A 24104-nucleotide genomic window follows, 5' to 3' on the forward strand; every position below is an offset into this window, starting at 1 on the left:
AGTCGGGTTATGCCGCCCGCTGTCGCCGTAGTCACGGATTCCACCGCTTATCTGCCTGAGGTGCCGGGTGTCGCTGTTGTGCCCGTACAGGTGATTGCCGGGGAACGGGCGTGGGACGAGCCCGATTTCACCGGAAATTTCGCGACAGCAACCACATCGCGGCCTTCGCCGGAACGCTTCGCGACCTGCTACGCGACGCTCGCCGCGCAGGGCGCGGCCGGCGTCGTCTCCGTCCACCTGTCGGCGGAACTCTCGGGTACGGCCGACGCCGCCCGCACGGCGGCCCGGGAGGCACCGCTGCCGGTCACCGTCGTCGACAGCCGCTCCATCGCGATGGGCCTGGGCTTCCCCGTCCTGGCGGCGGCCCGGGCCGCGGCGGCGGGAAAACCCCTGGAGTCCGTCGCGGAGGCCGCCTTGAGGTGCGCCGCCCGCACCCGGACCTTCTTCTACGTCGACACGCTCGACCACCTCCGCCGCGGCGGCCGGATCGGCGCGGCGGCCTCACTGCTCGGCTCCGCCCTCATGATCAAACCACTGCTGCACCTCGCGGACGGCCGCATCGCCCTGCTGGAAAAGGTCCGCACCTCGGCCCGCGCCCTCGCCCGCCTGGAGGACCTGGCGGTGGAGGAGGCCGGAGACACCCCGGTGGAGATCGCCGTCCAGCACCTGGCCGCCGCACCCCGCGCCGAGACCCTGGCCACGAACCTGGCCAAACGGGTGGCCGGGCTGGCCGGGGTGCGGGTGGTGGAGGTGGGCGCGGTGATCGGCGTCCACGTGGGACCGGGCATGCTCGGAGTCACGCTGGCCCCGGCGATGTAGGCGCGTTTTCCACAGCGAGCCCGGCCGGGCACGCCTTATCCACAGAACCGCCTTCGGTGAGCCGGCGCCCACGGCGCGACGCGTAACTTCCTCCCGTGCCCGCCCACGACCCCGCCCCCGAACGGACCGTCGCCGAGTCCAGGCTCCGCGCTCTCACCGGCTCCGACCCGTTCCCCCGCGAGGTGCCCGAGCCTTTCCAGACCTTCCGCACCACCAGACCAGCCGGGACGACCGACCCACGGCCGGCCGGGCCGTCCGAGCCGCAGGCGCCCAAGTCCTTCCAAGCCTTCCGTGCCTCCACGCCCGCCCTCGACCCCGGACGACCGGCCCTCCGAGTCCTGCTGGCCCTCGGGGTCGCAGCCGTCCTGGTGGCTGGCTTCCTCCTCTGGCGCGCCCAGCCCGTCCCCGAACCTCTGCCCGCCCCGACTCCGCTATCCACCCCTGCCCCCACTGCCGCCACTCCAGAGGCCAAGGTGACCGTCCACGTCGCCGGCAAGGTCCGCAAACCGGGCGTCTACCCCCTGCCCACCGGCTCCCGAGTCCAGGACGCGATCACCGCCGCCGGAGGCGTCCGCCGAGGCGCCCCACTAGGCGCTCTCAACCTGGCCAGACGCCTCGTAGACGGCGAACAGATCATGGTCGGCGCCCCCGCCGCCGCCCCCGGCTCCGCCGCGAACCCCGCCGACGCCGTCCTCGACCTCAACACCGCCACCCAGGACCAGCTCGAACAGCTCCCCGGCGTGGGCGAGGTCCTGGCCTCCCGCATCATCGACTTCCGCACCACCCACGGCGGCTTCACCAGCGTCGACCAACTCCGGGAAGTCACCGGCATCGGCTCCCGCCGCTTCGACGAGATCAAGCCCAAGGTCCGCGTCTGATGCGAGTTCCCACCGGCCCTTCTCGGCCAACCGCCGGGCGTGAGGACAAGGTCCAGAAACTTGATGGCGAGGTGAGGGACGTTGTCACCCGCGGAGAGGTCACTGATCGTGAAGGGGCAGGGCATTTCTGGCCGCTTGTTCTGCCGGCGATCGCGGCGTGGGCCGTGGCTCTCGTTCTCCTTGGCCTGCCCCTTCAGGCAGCCGTCCTGGTCGGCCTGGTCACAGCCGCTGGTTCCCCGGCAGCCTGGGCGCTGATCCGTAACCCGGCACACCGCAACATCGCGGTCGCCGTACTGATCTGCACCGCCGCCACCAGCGGCTCGATCGCGCTCCGCCTCCAAGCCGTCACCTCCGGCCCGGTCACCAACCTCGCAGCCAAAGGCGAGACGGTCACCGCTGAGATCACCCTCACCGGAGACCCCAAAGTCAGACGGCCCAAATCCGGCCTCTCCTTCCAACGAGACAGCATCATCGCGGAAGCCACCCTGGAAACCCTCCAGACCCGCACCCACCGCCTCGCCGTACACGTCCCGGTCGTCGTCTTCGCCAACGGCAGCGAATGGCGGACGCTCCTGCCGAGCCAGCGCCTCCAGGTCAAAGGCCGCCTCGCCAAGCCCACCTCGCCCGGTCTGGTCGCAGCGATCCTCCTCGTACGAGACGCCCCGCGTATCCTCACACCCCCGTCGCCCGTCCACACGGTGGCAGGCGCGTTCCGCAGCGGCCTGCGCGACGCGTCGGGCATCCTTCCCCCTGACCAGCGGGGCCTCCTCCCCGCCCTGGTGGTCGGCGACATCTCACGACTCGACCGACAGGTGGACGAGGACCTCAGAGACGCAGGCCTGAGCCACCTCAACGCCGTAAGCGGTGCCAACCTCGCCATCGTCGCAGGAGCCGCCCTAGCCCTCTCCAGGCTGGCCGGCCTGCCCCTCGCACCACGAGCGATCTTCGCCGCCCTCGCCATGATCGCTTTCGCCATCGTGGCGAGACCTTCCCCGAGCGTCCTGCGCGCCCTCCTGATGGGCCTGGTAGCGGTCCTGGCCCTCGGCACGGGCCGCGCCAAGGACGGCCTCGCAGCCCTGTCGGTAGCGGTCCTGCTCCTCATCCTGTTCGTCCCCGACCTGGCCCGCTCCTACGGCTTCGCCCTGTCGGTAGCCGCCACCGCCGGCATCCTCCTCCTGGCCCCCCGCTGGCGCACCCGCCTCACCGGCGACACGACCACCCCGCCCCCCGACTCCACCCCAGCCTCACGGAACGACAGGAACCGGTCGTCGGCTGAGGCCGCGGTGCCCGTCCACACGATTACCCCGTCTCCCAGCTCTGCCTCGGATTCGCAGAACGAGAGGGGGCGGTTGACGGGCGAGGTTCCTGCCCACACGACCACCCCGTCTTCTGGCCCTGCCCCGACGGCGCGGAAGGGCGGGTGGCGGTGGCCGAGGTGGGCGGCAGAGGCCGTGGTGGTGCCCGCTGCCGCGCAGGCCGCCGTCACGCCCGTGCTGGTGCTGATGTCCGGGGAGATCAGCCTGGTGGCCGTGCCCGCCAACCTGCTGGCGGGGCCTGCGGTGGCGCCCGCGACCCTGCTCGGGTTCGTGGCAGCGCTGATCGCACCATTTTGGCCGGAGGCGGCCCAGGTGCTGGTGATACCGGCCGGGTACGCGGTCGGATGGATCATCACCGTCTCCCGGTGGGCGGCCGGAATACCGCTGGCCAACCTCCCGTGGCCGCAGGGGATCACCGGCCTCGGCCTGCTGGCGGTCGTGGCAGTCGTGACGATGGTGCTGTGGCGCCGGCGAGCCTGGCGGGCCGTCACGCTGGCCGTCGCGGGCGGCGTCCTGATCGCCGTGCTCGCCATCAAACCCATCGCATCATCATGGCCGCCCAAGGGATGGCTGATGGTCATGTGCGACGTCGGCCAGGGCGACGGGCTGGTCATAGCGGCCGGCCCCGGCCGAGGCGTGGTCGTCGACACCGGCCCCGACCCCACGGTCATGGACCGGTGCCTGCGCAGACTGGGTGTACGGGACCTGCCCCTGGTGGTCCTCACCCACCCGCACGCCGACCACGTCAACGGCTTGGCCGGGGTCTACCGTGACCGGAGGGTAGGGGCGGTCATCACCAGCCCGCATCGCGGATCCGCCGCCCAGAGCACCCGCCTCAGCACCGACCTCGCACGCCGCCGCATCCCCGAGCACACGGCACAACCCGGCACCCGCTGGCAGCTCGGCCCTTCCGAACTGACCGTCCTCGCCCCCGACGACACGGCAGGGATGAACGGCCCAGGGGAGGGCAGCGCGGCCAACAACGCGAGCGTCGTCCTCCACGTCCGCTGGAACGCCGGCTCGGCACTGCTGAGCGGCGACATCGAGTCCGAGGCCCAGCACAGTCTCATACGCGAGCCACTGCCGACAGCCGACATCCTCAAGGTCCCCCACCACGGATCCCCGCGACAGGTCCCCGGCTTCTTCGCGGCCGTGGGAGCACGGGCGGCGCTGGTCAGCGTAGGAGCCGACAACGGCTACGGCCACCCGGCCCCGTCAACCCTCGGCCTGCTCAACCGCCTCGGCACCCGCGTCTACCGTACGGACAAATCAGGCGACATAGCGATCGTCGACCAGGGAGGCGCCTTAGCCGTCGTGGTACGCGGACGCTGACCGGTCAATCGTCTCGGCCTCTGCGCGTGACGCTGACCTATTAGGGGCACGTGACGGACCCATTCAGAGCCCCGGCCCTGGGTGGTGGGCGAACTACTGGCTCAATCCGGGGTTACGTGTTCTGGCGTGCGGCCGTTTGCTCGCGCTGCGAGGACCTGCCCACTGGGTTTGGACGCCGGGAGCGCGCGGACGAGTTCAACCGGTTGTGCTGAGCGGGCCTCTTAGAAGGGAGTAGTCGGCTGGGTCATGCTGAGCCGTACCCGGGGCGGTCACGTGGCCAGATGAGGGTGGTCCGCGTTTTGGGTTGGGTGGGTGGGCGTGGGATGCTGCTCGGCATGGCGGGAAGCGATCCGGCGCCGGTGACCCTGGTCATCGGGGATGAGGAGTTGCTGGCGGAGCGGGCCGTGCGCGAGGCCGTCACGGCCGCGCGGGCTCGACACTCCGGAGCCGAGGTGCATGACCTCGTCGGGTCGAAGGTGACGGCGGGGGAGCTGACCCAGCTGGCGTCGCCGTCACTGTTCGGGGACGGGACCGTCGTGGTCATCCGGTCGGCTCAGGACCTCGGTAAGGACGTCATCGCCGAGGTGGTCGAGTATGCCCGGCAGCCCTCCGACGACGTGGTGCTCGTGCTGGCGCATCCCGGCGGGGCCAAGGGCAAGGCGCTGGTCGACGGGGTGAAGAAGGCCGGGGCCAAGGTGGTCACCGTCGCCAAGGTTACCAAGGCGGGCGAGCGGCTGGACTTCGTCAAGGGCGAGTTCAAGCGGGCCGGGCGCGGCATCTCGGGTGAGGCCGCGCAGGCGCTGCTGGAGGCGGTGGGCAACGACCTGCGGGAGCTGGCCGCCGCGTGCAGCCAGCTGATGTTCGACACGCAGGACAAGACGATCACCCCCGCGGCCGTGGCGCGCTACCACAAGGGGCGGGCCGAGGTGACGGGGTTCAACGTCGCCGACGCGGCCGTGGAAGGGCGGCTCGGGGAGGCGCTTGAGCAGTTGCGGTGGGCACTGAGCACCGGGGTGGCGCCCGTGTTGTTGGTGAGCGCGCTGGCGGGCGGGCTGCGGTCCATCGCCAAGGTCGCCGGGGCGCCTCGCAACCTGCGCGGCGGGCAGCTGGCGAGCCAGCTCGGCATGCCGCCGTGGAAGATCGAGCGCGTCCGTAAGCAGGTCAAGGGCTGGGGCCCGGATGGGCTGGCGCGCGCCATGCAGGCTGTGGCCGACGCCGACGAGCAGGTCAAGGGGGCGGGCGCCGACCCCGCCTATGCCCTGGAGCACGCGGTACAGGTCATCGTGGCCAGCCGCACCGGCCGGTAGTACACGCGCTGCACCGGCCAGCAGAGCGCCCCGCCGGCAATACACGTGCCGCACCGACCGATAGAGCACACCGGCTGTTAAATACTCGCGCCGTACCGGCCGGTAGGGCTTGCTTGGACAGCCCAAAACGCCGCACTCCGGTGTGGAGTGCGGCGCTTGTGGAGTGTGACCGGCGCCTACTTGGCGGCGGCGAGCGCCGAAGCCTGCTTGGCGATCGCCGACTTGCGGTTGGCGGCCTGGTTCTTGTGGATGACGCCCTTGCTCACGGCCTTGTCGAGCTGGCGGGCGGCGATCCGCTGCAGCGCCACGGCCTGCTCGACGTCACCCTGCTCCGCGGCCTCGCGGAACTTGCGGATGGCCGTCTTGAGAGAGGACTTGACCGCCTTGTTGCGCAGGCGAGCCTTCTCGTTCTGCCTGTTGCGCTTGATCTGGGACTTGATGTTCGCCACGAAGAAGCCTCGGTGAAAGTCTGAAGTGGTGGATGAAGCGCGCGGGCTCGAGAGAGGGCGCGCCACACGCAGTTGCTCAGGCTACCAATAACTGAGGTAGGCGCTCAAATCAACGCCCGGTTTCACGACAGCCAGTTCTCTTCGTACTCGCGCCAGTCCTCGGAGGTGGCGGCGAAGTCCACGTACAGCGCGAGCCCGAACCGCTCGCGCGGCCCGTGCGCCGACAGCGCCAGCTTGGCGCCCTGACCGGCCAGTGCGACGCTCTCCGCCGCGTCGCCCCACGGTAGCTCGTGGTCGTGGTAGGCGGGTGCTCCGATGAGCAGGGATTTCGACTCGGGGACCAGGTCCAGGGCGAGTTCGGCCTGCCGTGCCACGTGCCCGCCGTAGAGAGACTGCAGCGGCATGCCCGAGTCGTACGTCATGATCGCTACTTGGTCGACCCGGGACACGACCTCCTGGAAGTAGCCGCGCGACCAGTACTTGTCGTGCCCGAGCACGGCCCGGGAGGGGACGCGCATGAGCGGGTACGGCTCGATCTGCGGCACGGACGTGGACACCAGGGACGCGTGCCGCCTGGTCTCCTCCAGCAGGACGAGGAAGTCGGTGTCGCCGTCGCCGAGCGGCTCGAAGTTGTAGTGGACGCCGTCGAACCCGGCCTTCATGACGTCGGCGACGCCGTCGAGCACGTTCTGCCGGGCTGCCGGGTCGTCCAGGTCCAACCCGTCCTTCACCCGCTGGCCGAGCCACGCGGAGACGCGCACGCCCGGCATGTGCAGTTTCACCCACTGGACGAACTGCGGCGCCTCGGGGTATTTGGCCGGGTCGAGCCGCCCGTCATGCTCGAAAGGCCCGGAGTGTACGTACAGATCCTTGATCCCGGTGGTGCGCAGCCGCTCGGCGAGAACCCGCACGTCCTGCTCGTCGCGGCGGCCGTCGACCCACATGTGGCCCAGCCAGAGGGCGTCGTTCCCGGTGCTCATCGCCCACCCCGCCGGGGTCCCGGTAAACTGGAGCCGGAACGCGGCGGCTAAGACGCCGATCAGCGCGACCACGACGACCGAGGCGAGCGCGATCAGGCGCAGGCCGCGGCGGATGACGGTTCGGGATGTCACCCGGGCATGTCACCATGAAAGACGCTTGACCTCAAACCTGTCGGAACGGACTTCGGTGCGCACTCAGCCTGGCCAGACAGACCCCGCGTTGATCCGCAACTTCTGCATCATCGCGCATATCGACCACGGCAAGTCCACGCTTGCCGACCGGATGCTGCAGATGACCGGAGTGGTCGACGACCGCTCCATGCGCGCTCAATACCTCGACCGCATGGACATCGAGCGTGAGCGCGGCATCACGATCAAATCGCAGGCGGTCCGGTTGCCGTGGGACGGTCACGTCCTCAACATGATCGACACTCCGGGACACGTCGACTTCACCTACGAGGTGTCCCGGTCGCTGCAGGCCTGCGAGGGCGCGATCCTGCTGGTCGACGCCGCCCAGGGCATCGAGGCGCAGACCCTGGCCAACCTCTACCTGGCCATGAGCGCCGACCTCCACATCATCCCGGTGCTCAACAAGATCGACCTGCCGGCGGCGCAACCGGAGAAGTTCGCCGAGGAGCTGGCGGGCCTGATCGGGTGCGAGCCGTCCGACGTGCTGCGCGTGTCGGGCAAGACCGGCGAGGGGGTCCGCGAGCTTCTCGACCACGTGGTCCGGGAGATCCCCGCCCCGGTCGGCGACGCCGACGCGGCGGCCCGGGCGCTCATCTTCGACTCGGTCTACGACACCTACCGGGGCGTCGTCACGTACGTCCGGGTGTTCGACGGCCACCTCCACAAGCGCGAGCGCATCCTCATGATGTCGACCCGCGCCGCCCACGAGACCCTGGAGATCGGCGTCATCTCGCCCGAGCCGCGCGCGGCCGAGCAGGGGCTCGGCGTGGGCGAGGTGGGCTACCTGATCACCGGCGTGAAGGACGTGCGGCAGTCGCGTGTCGGTGACACCGTCACCTCCGCCGTCAAGCCCGCCGACGAGATGCTGGAGGGCTACCAGCACCCCAAGCCGATGGTGTTCTCCGGGCTCTACCCGATCGACGGCGACGAGTACCCCGAACTGCGCGACTCGCTCGACAAGCTGCAGCTCAACGACGCCGCGCTGGTGTACGAGCCGGAGACGTCGGCGGCGCTCGGGTTCGGCTTCCGCGTCGGGTTCCTCGGCCTGCTCCACATGGAGATCGTGCGTGAGCGGCTGGAGCGCGAGGGCGGGCTGTCGCTGATCTCGACCGCGCCCAACGTCATCTACCGGGTGATCATGGAGGACGGCACCGAGCTGACCGTCACCAACCCGTCCGAGTTCCCCACCGGCGGCAAGATCGCCCAGGTCTTCGAGCCGGTGACCAAGTCGACCATCCTGGCCCCGGCCGAGTTCATCGGCGCGATCATGGAGATCTGCCAGGGGCGGCGCGGCCAGCTCCTCGGCATGGACTACCTGTCGGAAGACCGCGTCGAGATCCGCTACACCCTGCCGCTCGGCGAGATCATCTTCGACTTCTTCGACCAGCTCAAGTCCCGCACCCGCGGCTATGCCTCGCTCGACTACGAGCCGGCCGGGGAGCAGGAGGCCGACCTGGTCAAGGTCGACATCCTGCTGCAGGGCGAGCCCGTCGACGCCTTCAGCGCCATCGTCCACCGCGAGAAGGCCTACGCCTACGGCACCGAGATGGCCAAGAAGCTGCGCGAGCTGATCCCCAGGCAGCAGTTCGAGGTGCCGATCCAGGCCGCGATCGGGGCCCGCGTCATCGCCCGCGAGAACATCCGCGCCATCCGCAAGGACGTCCTGGCCAAGTGCTACGGCGGCGACATCTCCCGTAAGCGGAAGCTGCTGGAGAAGCAGAAGGAAGGCAAGAAGCGGATGAAGATGGTCGGCCGGGTCGAGGTGCCGCAGGAGGCGTTCGTGGCCGCGCTCTCGACCGACGCCGGCGCCGCCGAGAAGGCCAAGAAGTAACGCCTACTTCTGCCGGTACGTGAACGCGCCGAGCACGGCCAGGCCCGCCACCGCCTGCGCGGCCAGATAGCCGGACAGGTCCGCGGGCCCGCCCGCCAGCGCGGCGAACGCCGGAAGGCAGCCGAGCAGCGCCAGGTCGGGCCCGGTGACCGCCCAGAGCACCGGGCCCGTCGGGATGGCGCCCATCGGGGTGTCCAGCAGCGGCAGCGAGTGGTCCACGGGCGCCCTGCGCGCCATCCTGAGCGCGCCCGCCGCCAGCGCGGGCGCCGCCAGCGGCCCGAACATCCACCACTGCCCCGCCGCCGCCCCGGCCGCCGTCAGCCAGCCGAGCGCGGCGGCCATCCACGTGCCCGCCAGCACCGCGGGCAGCAGAGCACGGGCCAGCAGCGCGGCGCGCGGCCCCACGGCGGCCAGCCGGGCCAGCGCCGGATTCGCCGCATCCCGCCGTGCCCCGGCCACCCCGTTCGCCGCCACAGCCAGCGCCCCGGCCAGCATGAGCACCCCCGGCACCAGCCCGCCCACGCTCGGGTCGGAGGCGGCATCGATGAGACCTCCGGTGCTCTGATCGGCGGCAGCAGCGCTGGTGAGGGCGGTGGTCTGGTCGGAGGCGCTGCTCCCGATGGAGGTGCCGCCGGTGGCCTGAACAGAGGCAAGGCCGTCGATGAGGGTGGTGCCGGTAGCCGGGTCCGAGGCAGCGCTCCCGATGAGGGCGCTACGGGTGGTTTGGTCCGAGGCGGTGCCCCCGATAAGGACGGTGCTGGTGGCTTGGCCGGGGGTAGCGCCGCCGATGAGGGTGGTGCCGGTGGCCTGGGTGAGCAGGGCCGGGAGGGCGGTGGTGGCGGCGATCAGTGCCAGGCGGCCGGGGCGGCGGGCCAGTCGGCGCCAGTCCTGCCAGGCCAGGGCGAGCGGGGCCGGTAGCGAGGGCCAGGGGCGGGAGCGCAGGCGCCTGGCCCGCCAGTGGTTGTCTTCGGTCGCCCAGGTGAGCGCGCCGGGGTCCAGTTGCGCCGCCGCCGTGGTCAGGTGGCGGGCGCGGGTGGCGGCGGTCATCAGCGTGTACGAGGGGATCCGGTCAAGAGCCAGCCACGCACGTCGTACGAGCAAGGAGGCGGCGACCAGCGCGCCTGCGGCGGCGGCTCCTACAGCCTGGACCGGCGCGGCGGCGACGGCGGCGAGCGGGCCGCGCATCACCCCTGTAGCCGCGAGGAGCGCCACCACGAGCAGCGCCGTCAGCGCGACCGCCAGCCAGGTCTGCCACGCCTGCGACCCCTGACCGAGCACCGCCAACGCCATCCCGCCGGCGCTCGCCGACGTCCCCAGCACCACCGCCGCGAGCAGCCGCCAGACGAGCTGGTCGGGGGCGCCCAGCACCACCAGCCCGGCCAGCCCGAGCAGCGCCCCTACCACCAGGGTGATCGCCGCAAGAACCTTGACAGGACGGCCGAGCAGCCCACGGCGGTCGACCCGCGACAGCAGCAGCCACGACGCGTCGGCCGCGGGCAGCACCACCGGGCCCGCCGCCCGGCCCACGGCCAGGAACCCGGCCAGCGTCAGCAGCACCAGCGCCAGTCCCGGCCCGGTCCGTGCGGCGTCCACCTGACCGGCGAGCTCCGACACCGCCGTCGCCACCGGGTTGCCGAAGACGGCCACGGCCATCACCAGCATGAAGACGGTCACGTACCGGTCGAGGAGGCTGACGGGCCGGCGCTGCCGTGTCCGGACGAATGCGCGGACGTCGCGTGCGCTGATGGAGTTCATGCGTGTTCCTCGGGGACTTCCAGGCCAGGTGGTGAGGTTGGGTTTTCCTCGGGGGACTTCCAGGTCGGGTGGTGAGGTTGGGTTTTCCTCGGGGGACTTCCAGGTCGGGTGGTGAGGTTGGGTTTTCCTCGGGGGACTTCCGGGTCAGGCGGTGAGCTGGTTGCCGGGGTGGAACCGGCGGGCGGTGGCGGCGAGAGCGCCGTCGTGGGTGGCCGCCACGACGGTGCCTCCCGCGGTGGCGTACTCGGCGAGGAGGGTGCCGAGGCGCTCGCGGAAGGCGGCGTCGAGGCCGCGTTCGGGCTCGTCGAGCAGGAGGAGTTCGCTCGGTCTGAGCAGGGTGGCGGCGAGGGAGAGGCGCTGGCGCTGGCCGGTGGAGAGGTTGAGCGGGGGAGCGTCGGCCCGCTCGGCCAGCCCGAACGCCTCAAGCGCCCGCTCGACCTGGAGCCTGGGCTCGCCGTGGACGGCGCGCATCAGCTCCAGATGCTCGCGCGCGGTCAGCCCCGGGTACCAGGCGGGCTCGTCGGCCGCCCACGCCACCCTCCGCCAGAACGCGGGCCCGTCGACCGGCGGCGCGCCGAACACCTCCACCGAACCGGCGGCCACCGGCACCATCCCGGCCAGGCAGCGCAGCAGCGTGGACTTGCCCGACCCGTTGGGGCCGACGACGGCGACCACCTCGCCGCGCCGGGCCGTCAGGTTCAGGTCGCGGAGTACGGGAGTGCCTTCGAGCTCGACCGTGACCCCGCGCGCCTCGATGATCTTGTCGCCCACATCCCGAGCCTACCGGCGCCTCCGAAGGCCGTGATTGCGGAAGTCCTGGCCCGGTTTGTGGTCAGTGTGACCGGGCTGACTACGTCCTGAAAGGCCGTGATGGCGACATCCAAGGCCGGCTTGTGGCCAGCGTGACCGGGCTATCAGCGTCCCGGAAGGCTGTGATCGCGGTATTCGAGGCCTGTGGTCAGCGTATCCGTGCCCCCTGAAATGGCCGCGATGGCGCGAGAAAGCATCTGCGACCGGTGGCCGGCATGTGAGGCTCCGAATTTTGTCGGTGCGGGCGGCTAGCTTTGGGATATCCGAACATCTGTACGACTGGAGAGGGCGATGATGGCTGAGGAGCGCATGGAGCGGGCCGCCGTGCTGGGGGTCGCCGTGGCCGAGGAGGCCCGGCGGCTGCTCCGGCTTCACCTGCGGCCCGCGGCGCTGGGTGACGACGGCAAGGTGGTGGTCGACGTGCCCTATCCCGATGCCGCCGTGATGACGGCGCTGCTAGACGTGGCGGCCGATTGTTTCGGGGAGCGTGGGGCGTCCTTGGAGGAGTCGCGCCAGGCCGCGCTGGAGGCCTTGTTAGATCTCGCCGGCGCCTGAGGTCAACGGTCTGCCTCGAGTGCGTTACTCGCTGGAAGGGGACTCCGATAGCGTCCCGCCATGCGTGTTATTTCGGTCAATATCGGTCAAGCTATCGACGCCGACTGGGCAGGCAAGCTGAAGCGCACGGCCATCGACAAGAGGCCGGTGACGCACCGGGTGGCGGTCCAGATCAACGGGCTGGCCGGTGACGAGCGGGCCGACAAGCCCAACCACGGTTCTCCTGGCCAGGCCGTGTACGTCTACGCCAGGGAGGATTACGACTGGTGGGAGCGGGAGCTGGGCCGCGAGCTGCGTGACGGCCGGTTCGGCGAGAACTTGACGACCTCCGGGCTGGACGTCAACGGCGCGCTGCTCGGGGAGCGGTGGCGGATCGGCAGCGCGCTGCTGGAGGTGACCGCGCCCAGGGTGCCGTGCGTGGTGTTCCGCAACTGGCTGGACGAGCCCCGCTGGGTCAAGCGCTTCACCGAGGCGCGCCGCCCGGGTGCGTACCTGAGGGTTCTGGAGCTGGGCGAGCTTGGGGTGGGCGATGAGGTGGAGGTGGTCCACCGGCCGGCGGCGAGCGTGACGGTGGCCGAGTCCTTCCTGGCCTACCGCGGCGACGAGGAGCTTCTGCGCCGAATCCTGGCACTCCCGGGGCATGACGAGCGCTGGGACAAGGTGGCCGAACGCGTCCTCGGCGTGCCCTCGTAAAGCGGATCGAGGTGGAAGGGTCGGTGTGCCTCGTAAGGCGGATCGGCAGGTAAGGGCGGCGGTGGGCGCGTCCCCGATGGGCTCTGTAACGCGGATCTGATGGGGAAGACGGCGGCGAGTATGTCCTCTTGGCGCGGCCTCGTGAAGCGATCGGCAGCGGCGAGCGTGTCTCAGTGACTCCGGGAGCCGGCTCCCCGATCCCCGGGAGTCGGGGGACGAGGAGCCGGCGGTGGGGGGTCACCGTGGCGGTGCGGTGGCCCACCCGTAGAGGTCACCCCGGTGGTGGGGTGACTGCCCGTGGGGGTTCCCCGGTGTTGGGGTGACCTGTCCCGCAGGGGGATCACCCCGGTGGTGGGGTGATCTGCCCCGCAGGGGATCACCTCGGCGGTGGGGTGACCGCCCGTGCGGGTTACCCCGGCGTGCGGTGACTCGCCCGCCGGGGGTCACGGTGGCGGTGGGGTGACCCGCACGTAGAGGTCACTGCGGTGGGGTCATCTCAGGGCCTTGTGGAGCGCGGAGGTGAGCGAGGCGCGGGAGTCGTCCTGGTCGATGGACCACAGCATGGCGCCGCCCAGCCCCTTGAGCCGGATGTACGCGGCCTTCTGCAGCATCACGGCCGGGTCGTCGTACGACCAGAACTCGTTGCCGTCGTACAGCCACATGGTGCCGGTGAGCAGGTCGCGGTGGCGCTTGCCGGGCTTAGTGACGAGGTCCTTGTAGTCCTCGACGCCGGCGGCCCACTTGCCGGGGGCCGGGCCGGTGGCGGGCTGGTAGAGGCCCCTCTTGGGGCGGGCGACGCCGGTCCAGCCCTGACCGTACGCGGGGACGCCGATGACGAGTTTGCGGGCCGGGGCGCCGCGCCGCAGGTAGTCGCGGACGGTCTGGTCGACGCTGTAGCGGACCTCGTTCGGGTCGCGGTGGTCGGTGAACAGGTTGGCCTGGTGGCCGGTCTGGAGTTCCCAGTTGCCGCGCAGGTCGTAGCCCTGGACGGTGGCGAAGTCGAGCAGGTCGAACACCCGCCGCACCTCGAACCCGGCGTCGATCTTGGCCGCGGCGGCCGGGAGGAAGGCGGTCAGCTCGGCGTCGCGGGAGTAGGCGTCGAGCTGGGCGCGCAGTTCCTCGACGAACAGGGTGAAGTTCCGCTTGTCCTCGGGCCGGATGACGTTGCCGTCGGCGCCGGACGAGCCGGGCCACTCCCAGTCGAGGTCGATGCCGTCGAACACACCCGCGCCCGCGCCGGGCTCCAGGCCGGGCAGGTTGCCGCGCAGCCACAGGTCGATGCAGGAGGAGGCGAGTTTGGCACGGGACTCGGGGGTGAGCACCGCGTCGGAGAAGTGTTTGGAGCCGGTCCAGCCGCCGAGTGAGATGAGCGCCTTGAGTCGGGGGTGCTTGGCCTTGAGTTTGCGGATCTGGTTGAGGTTGCCGTTCAGTGCCTGGCCGGGCTCGTCGGCGACGCCGTCGACGCTCTGCTCGGCGGGCACCGGGCGCTGCCAGTCGGCCCACGGGTCGGGGGAGTAGCAGGTCGCGTCGGCGTCGACGAAGCCGAACGCGTAGTTGATGTGGGTGAGCTTGGCGGCGGCGCCGCTGGTGTCGACGTCCTTGATGTGGTAGTCGCGCCCGTAGATGCCCCACTGGACGAAGTACGCGACGCGTTTGAAGCGGTCGCCCGCGGCCTCGGCGGGCAGCGCGGTCACGGTGAGGGCGAGCAGGGCGGAGAGGGCGATGAGAAAGCTCTTCTTCACAGGGGTGCGCCTCCTGACTTATAGGAAACTTTCCTATAAGTTGCACCGGATCGTAGATCCCCTGGATCGGGCAGTCAATGGAAGCGGGCAGACTGGAGGCGTGCCATCCACGTTGCCTGACGGCGATCCCGTGCCCGACTCCGGCGAGCTGCCCGAGAGCGCCCTGCGCGGCCTCGGCGAGCGGCCCTTCGGCTTCTACGTGCACGTCCCGTTCTGCGTGACGCGCTGCGGCTACTGCGACTTCAACACCTACACCGCCGCCGAGCTGGGGCCGGGCGCCTCACACGGCGACTACGCCGACACCGCCATCGCGGAGGTACGGTTCGCGCGGCGGGTCCTCGGTGAGACGGCGCTTCCGGTCCGCACGGTGTTCTTCGGCGGCGGCACGCCGACCCTGCTGCCCGCCCGCGACCTGGGCAGGATCCTCGAAGCCATCGACGGCGAGTTCGGCCTCGCGGCCGGCGCCGAGGTGACGACCGAGGCCAACCCCGAGTCCGTCGGCCCGCGCTACCTCGAAGAGCTGCGCGAGCAGGGCTTCACCCGGGTCAGCTTCGGCATGCAGAGCGCCCGCGAACACGTGCTGCGCGTCCTCGACCGGCAGCACACCCCCGGCAGGGCGGGCCAGGCCGTGCTGGAGGCCAGGAAGGCGGGGTTCGAGCACGTCAACCTCGACCTTATCTACAGCACCCCCGGCGAGACCGACGACGACTGGCGCGCCTCCCTGGCCGCCGCCATCGAGGCCGAGCCCGACCATGTCTCCGCCTACTCGCTCATCGTCGAGGACGGCACCCGCCTGGCCGCCCGGATCCGCCGCGGCGAGCTGCCCATGCCCGACGACGACGTGGCCGCCGACCGCTACCTGATCGCCGACGAGATGCTGCGCGAGGCGGGCTTCCGCTGGTACGAGGTGTCCAACTGGGCCACCACCGACGCCGCCCGCTGCCGCCACAACCTCCTCTACTGGACCGGCGGCGACTGGTGGGCCGTGGGCCCCGGCGCCCACAGCCACGTCGGCGGCACCCGCTGGTGGAACGTCAAGCACCCCGCCCCGTACGCGCAGCGCCTGGCCGAGGGCCGCTCTCCCGCGCACGCCCGCGAGGTGCTCACCGCCGAGGACCGCGAGATGGAGCGGCTCATGCTGGAGCTGCGGCTCGACTCCGGCTACCCGCTGGCCGACGTGGCGCCGCGGGCCCGCGAGAAGGTCGCCTCGGCGCTGGCCCGCGGGCTGCTGGAGCCGGAGGCGTTCAAGGCCGGGCGCATGGTGCTCACGCTGCGCGGCCGGCTCCTGGCCGACGCGCTGGTACGCGACCTGCTCACGTGACCATGCGGATGCTGAGCGGGTAGCGGTAGTTCTCGCCGCGCTGCGCCGCGACGGCGGCCTGGATCTGGAAGATCAGCGACATCACGAAGATGACCGGCAGCATCAGGAAGCCGATCACGACGATCGAGAGGACCAGGGAGACCATGTAGGCGATGAACATGGTGATCTGGAAGTTCAGCGCCTCCGCCGCCTGGTCCCTGACGTACGGGGCCTCGTCCTTCTTCATCAGGTAGATGATCAGCGGGCCGATCCACGACACGAGCAGCCCCAGCAGGTGGGAGAGCATGGCCATGGTGGTGTCGTCGGTGCCCGGGCGCGCGCCGTACTGGCCGGGGACGTGCGGCCGGCCCGGGGGCGCGTAGCCATAAGGGGGCGGCTGGTACCCGGACGGCGGCTGAGGCTGCTGGCCGTACTCGTAGTTCTGCTGCGACCACGGCTGCTGCCCGTATCCCGGCTGCTGTCCGTATCCAGACTGGGGCTGCTGTCCGTACCCGTATCCGGGCTGGGACCCCGCCTGCTGCCCGTACCCGTACTCCGGCTGAGCCCCGGGCTGCTGCCCGTACCCGTACCCCGCCTGGGTCCCGGGCTGCTGACCGTACCCCTCCTCGTACTGGCCGGGAGGCATGCGGCGGGTCGCGTCGTCGGGCGGCGGGTAGTGCGGATCCTGGCTCATGGCTTCTCCGTAACGAAGTCGATCAGTTCTTCGACCCGGCCGAGCAACTCCGGCTCCAGGTCCGCGTAGGTCGAGACCGCGCCGAGGATCCGGCGCCAGGCGTCGACCGGCTCCATCCGCCAGCCCAGGGCGGCGATCACGCCTTCCTTCCACGGCACCCCGCGCGGCACCTCCGGCCACGCCCGGATGCCCAGCGCGGAGGGCTTGACCGCCTGCCAGATGTCGACGTACGGATGGCCCACCACGAGCACGTCCGGTGAGGTCACCTGGGCGGCGATGCGGCTCTCCTTGGAGCCGGGCACCAGGTGGTCGACCAGCACCCCCAGCCTGCGCCCAGGCTCGGGGGCGAACTCCTCGACGATCGCGGGCAGGTCGTCGACGCCTTCCAGGTACTCCACGACCACGCCCTCGACCCGCAGGTCGTGGCCCCAGATCTTCTCCACCAGCGCCGCGTCGTGGACGCCTTCGACGTAGATGCGGCTCTCTTTGGCGACCCTGGCCCGCAGCCCCTCGACGGCGATCGACCCCGACGCGCTGCGCCGGGGCCCCCGGGGGGCGGGACGCGGCCGTACCAGCGTCACCACCCGGCCCTCCAGCAGGAAGGCGGCGGGCGCCAGCGGGAACAGCCGCCGCTTGCCGAAGCGGTCCTCCAGCGTGACCGCCTCCTTGTCGCAGGCCACCACCGCGCCGCAGAAGCCGCTCTCGGCGTCCTCCACGACGAGGTCCCGCTCGGCGGGCACCTGGGGGATCTTCCCCTTGCCCGGGCGCCGCCAGTTTCCCGCGAGAACATCACCCTCGTACACACGGGGACCGTAGCAAATCAGCCCATGGCCGCGAGGCGCTTGCGGTGGCCGCTCCGCTTGACCAGGACGATCACCGTCACGATGATCGCGACGAGCACCCCCGCCCCGGGGATGAGGAGCAGCGCCGCGACGCCGCCCACGATGCCGCCGGCCGCCCCGAGGACGTCCCTGCCGACGCCGAACTGCACGTCTCCCTGCTCCTGGACGGCGCAGGTGAGCTGGTACTCGCCCGCGGCGGGCGCGTTGACCAGCAGGATCAGCTCCCACAGCCGGCCGTCGGCGGTGACGTTCTGCGTGGTCGTCGGCCGGACGAGCCGCGCCTGGCCGGGGCCGCCGGCGATCTCGCACTCGTAAGCGATCTGGCCGGTGCCGCTGATGTAGACGGCGGGCCGCTCGGCGGGGTCGAGCGACACCGTGGTCGTCTCGCCCGGGGCGAACGTCGTGGTCGGGGCCACCTCCCCGACGGTGGTCATCACGCTGGTGAAGAACAGCACCACGCCCGCCGCCAGGCAGAGCGCGGCGACGCCCCAGGCGACGGCGATCCACCTGCGCCGCGGGCGCAGCTCCTTCGGGTCCACCTGGCGCGCGAAGGGCCCCTGCCCGTACTGCGGCGGCGGCCCGTAGCCGGGCTGCTGCCCGTACGGCCCCGCTCCCGGCGGAGGTCCGTACGGGTGCGGGCCGGACTGCTGGGGTGGCGGTCCGTAGGAGTGGGGCGGCGGTTCGTACGAGTGAGGCCCGGATTGATGAGGTGGCGGTTCGTAAAAGTGGGGCCCCGATTCATGAGGTGTTTCGTACGAGTGAGGCCCCGTTGGCTGCTGTGGCTGGCCGTACGGGTGAGAGCCCGGCTGGTGGGGTGGCGGGGCGTACGGGAAAGGTTCACCCTGGGGAGGTGGCTGTCCGAAAGGAGGATCCTGCCCGGCGGGAGGCTCGGGCGATTTGTCGGTCATGTCGGTAAGTGTGAGGCTTGTCGTTGAAGCACGCCAGCAGCGCCGGGCCGGACGCGTTATCGCACCTTGTGAGCGAGAGCCGTACACTTGGCACTCGGGAACACAGAGTGCTAGGCCTGGCGTTTCCTAGTAAGTCGCGGTAGGAGGTGCGCACGTGCTCGACGATCGTAAGCTCGCGGTGCTACGCGCCATTGTCGAAGACTACGTGTCGACCAATGAACCGGTGGGCTCCAAGGCGCTCGCCGAACGCCACAACCTGAAGGTCTCTCCGGCGACGGTCCGAAATGACATGGCGGCGTTGGAGGAGCAGGGTTACATCACCCAGCCCCACACGAGCGCCGGACGCGTGCCGACCGACAAGGGCTATCGCCTGTTCGTCGACAGGCTCTCCCAGGTCAAGCCTCTGTCGAAGGCCGAGCGCCGGGCCATCGAGACGTTCCTCGCCGGAGCGGTCGATCTCGACGACGTGGTCATGCGCACGGTGCGGCTGCTCGCGCAGCTCACCCGTCAGGTCGCCGTCGTGCAGTACCCGACGCTCACCCGCTCGACCGTGCGCCACGTCGAGCTGGTGCCCCTCACCGACCGCCGCGTCATGCTGGTGCTCATCACCAACATGGGCCGCGTCGAGCAGCGCGTGATCGAGCTGCCCGAGGTGGTGGAGGACCACCGCATCGCCCACATGCGCGGGCTGCTCAACGAGTGCCTCGACGGCTGCGGCCTGAGCAGTGTCCCGGAGCTCGTCTCCGACCTGCCCCAGCGGCTGCCGATCGACGAGCGGCCGGCGCTCGCCACGATCCTCTCCGTCCTGCTGGAGACGCTCGTCGAACGGCACGACGAGAAGATCGTGTTCGCCGGGGCGGCCAACCTCGCCGGCGCCGACTTCAGCGTCGGCCTGCGCGAGGTGCTCGAAGCCCTGGAGGAGCAGGTGGTGCTCATGCGCCTGCTCGGCGAGACTTCCCCAGACACACCTTCCGCACTCACCGTGCGCATCGGATCGGAGAACGCCTACACCGGACTGCGGGGTACGTCCGTCGTCGCGACGGGATACGGTCAAGGCGACAATCAGCTGGCCCGGCTCGGCGTGCTGGGCCCCACCAGAATGGACTATCCCGTGACGATGGGCGCCGTGCGCGCGGTGGCACGCTACGTCAGCCAGATTCTGGCTGCATCTTAAGAGGTCGATAAGTGGCAAACACCGACTATTACGCCGCCCTCGGGGTGCGCCGTGACGCCAGTCAGGACGAGATCAAGAAGGCCTACCGCAGGCTGGCTCGCGAGCTGCACCCTGACGTGAACCCCGACCCCGCCACACAGGAGCGGTTCAAGGAGATCACGCAGGCCTACGAGGTGCTGTCGGACCCGAACAAGCGCCAGATGTACGACCTGGGCGGCGACCCGTTCGGCGGCGCGGGCGGGGGCGCCCCCGGCGGCGGCTTCGGCGCGGGTTTCCCCTTCAGCGACATCATGGACGCGTTCTTCGGCACCGCGACGGGCGGCGCCCGCGGCCCGCGCTCGCGCGCCCGCCGCGGCCGGAACGCGACCATCCGCGTCGAGCTCGACCTGCACGAGACCGCGTTCGGCACCACCCGCGAGCTGGCGGTCGACACGGCCGTGGTGTGCGAGGTGTGCCACGGCGCCGGCGCGGCGCCCGGCACCCACCCCGACACCTGCGACATGTGCAACGGCCGCGGCGAGATCTCCCAGGTCACCCGCTCCTTCCTGGGGCAAGTCATGACCAGCCGCCCGTGCCCGCAGTGCGGCGGCTTCGGCAGCATCATCCGCCACCCCTGCCAGGAGTGCTCCGGCGACGGGCGGGTCCGCACCCGCCGCACGATCAAGGTGCGCATCCCCGCGGGCGTCGAGGACGGCACCCACATCCAGCTCGCCGGCGAGGGCGAGGTCGGCCCCGGCGGCGGCCCGCCGGGCGACCTCTTCCTGGAGATCGTCGAGCGGCCTCACGAGATCTTCGAACGGCGCGGTGACGACCTCCACTGCACCGTCCAGATCCCGATGACCGCCGCCGCGCTCGGCACCGTCCTCACCGTCGAGACCCTCGACGGCGCCGAGGAGGTCGACGTCCGGCCCGGCACGCAGTCGGGCCAGGTCATCACCATGTACGGCCGCGGCGTGCAGCGCCTCAACGAGACCGGCCGCGGCGACCTGCTCATCCACGTCAACGTGGAGACGCCGTCCCGCCTCGACGCCGCCCAGGAGGAGCTGCTGCGCCAGCTCGCCGCGCTGCGCGGCGAGGAACGGCCGCCGGGCAAGTTCGCGCCGGGGCAGCAGGGCTTCTTCTCGCGCCTGCGCGACGCCTTCAACGGCCGCTGACCGTCAGCGGGAGTCCTCGAGGAGCTCCGCGGGCCGCGCGTCCAGGAGCTCCTCCGGGAGCACCACCAGCGCGGTGACGCCGCAGCCGGGCGAGGCGTGCAACGACACCCGCACGCCCAGCCGCTCGGCCAGCCTGCCCACCACGTGATGGCCCAGGCAGCGCGTCGGCGCCACCAGGAAGCTCTGCTCGCCCCGCAGCCTGGCGTTGGCCGCGGCCAGCTCCCCGGCCGTCATGCCCGCCCCGTAGTCGGCGATCGTGACCCGGCACTCGCCCTCCGTGGCCCGGGACACCACCTCCACCCTGGCGTCGGGCGGCGAGAAGACCAGCGCGTTCTCCACCAGCTCCGCCAGCATGTGCGCCACCTCCGCCACCACCGCGCCCCGCACGTGCGCCCGGCCCGCCACCCGCAGCTCCACCCGCTGGTGGTCCTCGACCTCGGCCAGCACCGACCGCAGCACCTCGTCCACCGGCACCGGCTCCGACGAGCGCCGGCTGCCCCGCCGGCCGGTCAGCACCAGCAGGCTCTCGGCGTTCCTGCGCAGCCGGCTGGTCACCCGGTCCAGCTCGCACAGCCTCGCCAGCACGGCCGGGTCCGACTCGTTGCGCTGCAACGCGCCGATGAACGCCAGCTGCCGGTGCGCCAGATCCCGGTGCCGCGTCCCCAGCCCGCCCAGCGACTCCGCCGCGTCCCGCCGGATCGCCGCCTGCCCGGCCGCGATCCGCACCGCCGCCTGCTGCACGTCCCCCAGCGCCCCGGCCAGCCGCCCGAACTCCGCGGCCTCCCCGCCGTCCGCCTGCTCTTCTCCCTCGTACGAGTCGTCCACGGGCTGGAGCGAGGCGTCGTAGGCGCGCCGGAGCTCACCGGAGCGGAGGCTGTCGGCGGCCTCCAGAGCGGCGATGTGCCGCGCCAGCGCGGTCGCCTCGCCGGTGATCCTGCGCAGCGGGCGCGTGACCGAACGGACCATCAGCGCCCCCAGCCCCGCCAGGACCAGCAGGACCGCCGCCCCCAGCCCGGCCAGCCACGCCATCCGCCGCGTCTGACGCTCACCCGCCTCCACCGCGTGCGAGCGCAGGTCATGCCCCGCCGAGCGCTGCACCGTCCGCAGGGCGTCGACGTAGGCGCTGCTGGCGGCGAGCCAGGCCCGCGTACGGGATGTCACCGGCCTGCCGGGGGAAGCGGCGAGCGCCCGCCGTTCCAGCTTCCCCGTCCGCGCCGCCTGCGCGCCCCGCTGCGCCCTCTCCAGCTCGGCCACGCCCTCCGGGGTGGCCACCCGCCGGAAACCCGCCAGAGCCTCCGCCAGCGAAGCCCGCGCCTCCAGGAACGTCACGTACTCGGGCCGGGTGAACGCCCCCGTCGCGAAGGCCGCCGTCACTACCGCCCGCTCCCGCGCCGCCGCCTCCTTCGCCCTGCTGATCGCCTCCAGCGCCTGCAGCCGCCGCACCGACCCCGGGTCGCCCCCGCCCACCCGCGTCGCGAACACCCCGTCGGTCAGCCCCGCGATCGCGTCCGTGAAGGCCTCGAACACCTCCCGCCGCACCCCCGGCCCCCGATCACCGGGCTTCTCCACGCGCGCCCCGCCCGGCTCGGCCACGTGACGACCGCGCAGTCCCACGGGCGCGTCCCCTGACCCGTGATCATCAGGTGTATCCGCCGGCCCGTCTGTGGTCCGCGGCGCAGGGGTCGCACCGGTCGCCCCGGCCAACCCCGGCAGTGAGCCGACGATGGTGGAGGCCACATCTCCCTCACGAGAGGGCCGCCCCGGGCCGGCCCCGCTCGGATCGCTCGTGCCCCTACCGGCCCCGCCCGCTTGCTGGGGAGCTGCGGGGCTCGGGGCCATCCCCGACATCGTGCGGTCGGCGGTGGCGGGGGCTGGGCGCTGGGCTGGCGAGTTTGCGGTCTGTCTTGCGTTCAGGGCATGGCCGACAGGGGACAGCGCCGTGCCGTGCGGCCGTGTGGTCGCGGAGCGGGCGCTCTGGGGGACGATCGCCGGGCCGGAGCGCCGCGAGGGCGCAGAGTCTTCCGGGGCGATCGCGGCGCCAGGGGTGACCGGCGCGCCGAAGGGGCCTGGCAGCGGCGTGGCCGGGGCGAGCCCGGACCGCGGGGCGCGGGGCGGGGGACCGCCCGGGGCGGCGGGGGTGTCGGGCGCAGTGGCCAGGACGGGGGTGGCGGTGCGGGCGCGGTCGAGGGCGGGGAGGCGGGCGAGAGTCTCGCGTACGGGTGCGTACGAGGTGGGCGGCCGGGTCGCGAGCAGGCGGGAGAGGGCCGCACGGGCGCGGTCGGTGGCGTCGCGGGCCGCGGGCAGGTCGGCGCGGACCCGGCCCTCGCCCGACAGCAGCGCCGCCAGGAGGGAACGCTCGCGCTGGAGCGCGTGCACGAGATCCTGGACGGCGAGCACCACCGTGACGTGCCTGGCCACGGCGGCGGCCTCGGAGCGGGCGCGCAGGCCGGCCGAGCCCTCGACGGCCACCCCGGCGACCAGCAGGAGCGCGGGGACGACCAGGACGAGGACGAGGCGCGTTCGGACGCGCACGGGCGAGACGGTCATCCACCCCTCGTAAGGTGATCTCAGGAAGGCTGCACCGGACACGATATTGCGCTTCGTGTCCGCGTGGTCGCGCAACGTGGAGAATCCGAGGTGGCTGGTGACCGTTCCGGTGTTCCTGACGGCCGAGCTCGACGGGCCCGAGCTGGTGCTCGGCGGCCCCGAGGGGCGTCACGCGGCCACCGTCCGGCGGCTGCGCGCCGGCGAGCGGGTGGATCTCACCGACGGGGCCGGGTCGGTGGCCGAGTGCGTGGTGCGCGAGGTGCTCAAGGACGCGCTCCGGGTGGAGGTCCTCGGCAGGTACGAGGTCGCGCCGCCGACGCCGAGACTGGTCGCCGTCCAGGGGCTGCCCAAGGGCGACCGGGGCGAGCTGGCGGTCGAGATGATGACCGAGGCCGGGGTGGACGTGATCGTTCCCTGGCAGGCGGCGCGGAGCATCACCCAGTGGAAGGGCGACCGGGCGGCCAAGGCGCTGGGGCGCTGGCGGTCGACGGCCCGGGAGGCGGGCAAGCAGGCCCGGCGCTTCCACCTGCCCGAGGTGGCCGAGCCGGTTTCCACCGCCGGGGTGGTGAAGCTGCTGCAGGAGGCGGCGCTGGGGCTGGTGCTGCACGAGGAGGCCGCCGAACCGCTGTCTCAGGTGGCGCTGCCCGGCGACGGCGACATCGTCGTGGTGATCGGGCCCGAGGGCGGGGTGTCGGACCAGGAGCTGGCGGACTTCCGGGCGGCGGGCGCGGTGCCGGTGCTGCTGGGGCCGACGGTGCTGCGCACCTCGACCGCCGGGGTGGCCGCGGCGGCCGTCCTGCTCACCCGTACCGGACGGTGGTGACCGGGC

General features: G+C 71.8%; 20 protein-coding genes. 11 read left to right on the plus strand and 9 right to left on the minus strand.

What is annotated here, in order from left to right; translation table 11 throughout:
- The first annotated feature begins 9 nt into the window (after positions 1 to 9).
- The 4 genes from AB0J42_RS07640 to holA all read left to right on the plus strand — a co-directional run bounded on the left by AB0J42_RS07640 (position 10) and on the right by holA (position 5652).
- Positions 10 to 819 (plus strand): DegV family protein, encoded by an 810-nt coding sequence (locus AB0J42_RS07640; RefSeq protein ID WP_364290046.1) that lies wholly within the window; start codon positions 10 to 12, stop codon positions 817 to 819.
- 95 nt (positions 820 to 914) lie between these two features.
- Positions 915 to 1697, plus strand: a complete 783-nt coding sequence (locus AB0J42_RS07645; RefSeq protein ID WP_364290050.1) for a helix-hairpin-helix domain-containing protein — start codon at positions 915 to 917, stop codon at positions 1695 to 1697.
- A gap of 164 nt (positions 1698 to 1861) precedes the next feature.
- Positions 1862 to 4345 (plus strand): ComEC/Rec2 family competence protein, encoded by a 2484-nt coding sequence (locus tag AB0J42_RS07650; RefSeq protein WP_364290052.1) that lies wholly within the window; start codon positions 1862 to 1864, stop codon positions 4343 to 4345.
- 335 nt (positions 4346 to 4680) lie between these two features.
- Complete coding sequence (gene holA / locus AB0J42_RS07655; protein WP_364290054.1) at positions 4681 to 5652, plus strand: DNA polymerase III subunit delta; 972 nt, start codon at positions 4681 to 4683, stop codon at positions 5650 to 5652.
- Positions 5653 to 5828: 176 nt separating this feature from the next.
- Here holA and rpsT read toward each other — a convergent pair whose 3' ends face one another.
- Positions 5829 to 6101: a 30S ribosomal protein S20 gene (gene rpsT / locus AB0J42_RS07660; protein ID WP_364290056.1), complete on the minus strand. Its 273-nt coding sequence runs from the start codon at positions 6099 to 6101 to the stop codon at positions 5829 to 5831.
- 122 nt (positions 6102 to 6223) lie between these two features.
- Complete coding sequence (locus AB0J42_RS07665) at positions 6224 to 7213, minus strand: hypothetical protein (protein WP_364290058.1); 990 nt, start codon at positions 7211 to 7213, stop codon at positions 6224 to 6226.
- 55 nt (positions 7214 to 7268) lie between these two features.
- On the opposite strand from AB0J42_RS07665, the gene lepA reads away from it, so the two are divergent.
- Positions 7269 to 9101, plus strand: coding sequence for a translation elongation factor 4 (lepA, locus tag AB0J42_RS07670; protein ID WP_364290060.1), 1833 nt, complete (start codon positions 7269 to 7271; stop codon positions 9099 to 9101).
- A gap of 3 nt (positions 9102 to 9104) precedes the next feature.
- On the opposite strand, the gene AB0J42_RS07675 is transcribed toward lepA, so the two are convergent.
- Entirely contained in the window at positions 9105 to 10856 is a 1752-nt protein-coding gene (locus AB0J42_RS07675) for a DUF6297 family protein (protein WP_364290062.1), read from the minus strand.
- 144 nt (positions 10857 to 11000) lie between these two features.
- A complete protein-coding gene (gene ccmA, locus AB0J42_RS07680) occupies positions 11001 to 11627 on the minus strand; it encodes a heme ABC exporter ATP-binding protein CcmA (RefSeq protein ID WP_364290064.1) in 627 nt (208 codons plus the stop codon).
- Positions 11628 to 11957: 330 nt separating this feature from the next.
- Here ccmA and AB0J42_RS07685 point away from each other — a divergent pair, with 330 nt between their 5' ends.
- Positions 11958 to 12221 (plus strand): hypothetical protein, encoded by a 264-nt coding sequence (locus AB0J42_RS07685; RefSeq protein WP_364290066.1) that lies wholly within the window; start codon positions 11958 to 11960, stop codon positions 12219 to 12221.
- Positions 12222 to 12281: 60 nt separating this feature from the next.
- The gene (locus AB0J42_RS07690) at positions 12282 to 12914 is read left to right on the plus strand and encodes an MOSC domain-containing protein (protein ID WP_364290068.1); all 633 of its coding nucleotides are present in this window, start codon (positions 12282 to 12284) and stop codon (positions 12912 to 12914) included.
- A 491-nt stretch (positions 12915 to 13405) separates the two neighbouring features.
- Here the strand turns inward: AB0J42_RS07690 and AB0J42_RS07695 are convergent, their stop codons facing one another.
- Positions 13406 to 14656 carry a glycoside hydrolase family 18 protein gene (locus AB0J42_RS07695; protein ID WP_364290070.1) on the minus strand — a complete coding sequence of 417 codons (1251 nt, stop codon included), beginning with the start codon at positions 14654 to 14656 and terminating at the stop codon, positions 13406 to 13408.
- 100 nt (positions 14657 to 14756) lie between these two features.
- Between AB0J42_RS07695 and hemW the strand changes: the two genes are divergently transcribed.
- Positions 14757 to 15977: a radical SAM family heme chaperone HemW gene (gene hemW, locus AB0J42_RS07700; RefSeq protein WP_364290072.1), complete on the plus strand. Its 1221-nt coding sequence runs from the start codon at positions 14757 to 14759 to the stop codon at positions 15975 to 15977.
- Here the strand turns inward: hemW and AB0J42_RS07705 are convergent.
- Genes AB0J42_RS07705 through AB0J42_RS07715 form a run of 3 tightly spaced genes read right to left on the minus strand, consistent with a single transcriptional unit; the run spans position 15970 to position 18031 of the window.
- The gene (locus AB0J42_RS07705) at positions 15970 to 16650 is read right to left on the minus strand and encodes a DUF4870 domain-containing protein (RefSeq protein ID WP_364290074.1); all 681 of its coding nucleotides are present in this window, start codon (positions 16648 to 16650) and stop codon (positions 15970 to 15972) included. The two genes, hemW and AB0J42_RS07705, sit on opposite strands and share 8 nt — an antisense overlap.
- Complete coding sequence (locus AB0J42_RS07710) at positions 16647 to 17453, minus strand: DUF3097 domain-containing protein (RefSeq protein ID WP_364290076.1); 807 nt, start codon at positions 17451 to 17453, stop codon at positions 16647 to 16649. The genes AB0J42_RS07705 and AB0J42_RS07710 overlap by 4 nt, the downstream gene beginning before the upstream one ends.
- Before the next feature lie 17 nt (positions 17454 to 17470).
- Positions 17471 to 18031: a hypothetical protein gene (locus tag AB0J42_RS07715; protein WP_364290078.1), complete on the minus strand. Its 561-nt coding sequence runs from the start codon at positions 18029 to 18031 to the stop codon at positions 17471 to 17473.
- 523 nt (positions 18032 to 18554) lie between these two features.
- On the opposite strand from AB0J42_RS07715, the gene hrcA reads away from it, so the two are divergent.
- On the plus strand, positions 18555 to 19574 hold the full coding sequence (gene hrcA, locus AB0J42_RS07720) for a heat-inducible transcriptional repressor HrcA (protein WP_364290080.1): 1020 nt from the start codon (positions 18555 to 18557) through the stop codon (positions 19572 to 19574).
- 11 nt (positions 19575 to 19585) lie between these two features.
- Complete coding sequence (dnaJ, locus tag AB0J42_RS07725; RefSeq protein WP_364290082.1) at positions 19586 to 20728, plus strand: molecular chaperone DnaJ; 1143 nt, start codon at positions 19586 to 19588, stop codon at positions 20726 to 20728.
- Positions 20729 to 20731: 3 nt separating this feature from the next.
- Here the strand turns inward: dnaJ and AB0J42_RS07730 are convergent, their stop codons facing one another.
- On the minus strand, positions 20732 to 23260 hold the full coding sequence (locus AB0J42_RS07730; RefSeq protein ID WP_364290084.1) for a nitrate- and nitrite sensing domain-containing protein: 2529 nt from the start codon (positions 23258 to 23260) through the stop codon (positions 20732 to 20734).
- Between the two features lie 112 nt (positions 23261 to 23372).
- Between AB0J42_RS07730 and AB0J42_RS07735 the strand changes: the two genes are divergently transcribed.
- Entirely contained in the window at positions 23373 to 24098 is a 726-nt protein-coding gene (locus AB0J42_RS07735) for a 16S rRNA (uracil(1498)-N(3))-methyltransferase (protein WP_364290086.1), read from the plus strand.
- The last annotated feature ends 6 nt before the right edge of the window (positions 24099 to 24104 follow it).

Source organism: Nonomuraea sp. NPDC049649, from assembly GCF_040675175.1.
Lineage (GTDB): Bacteria > Actinomycetota > Actinomycetes > Streptosporangiales > Streptosporangiaceae > Nonomuraea.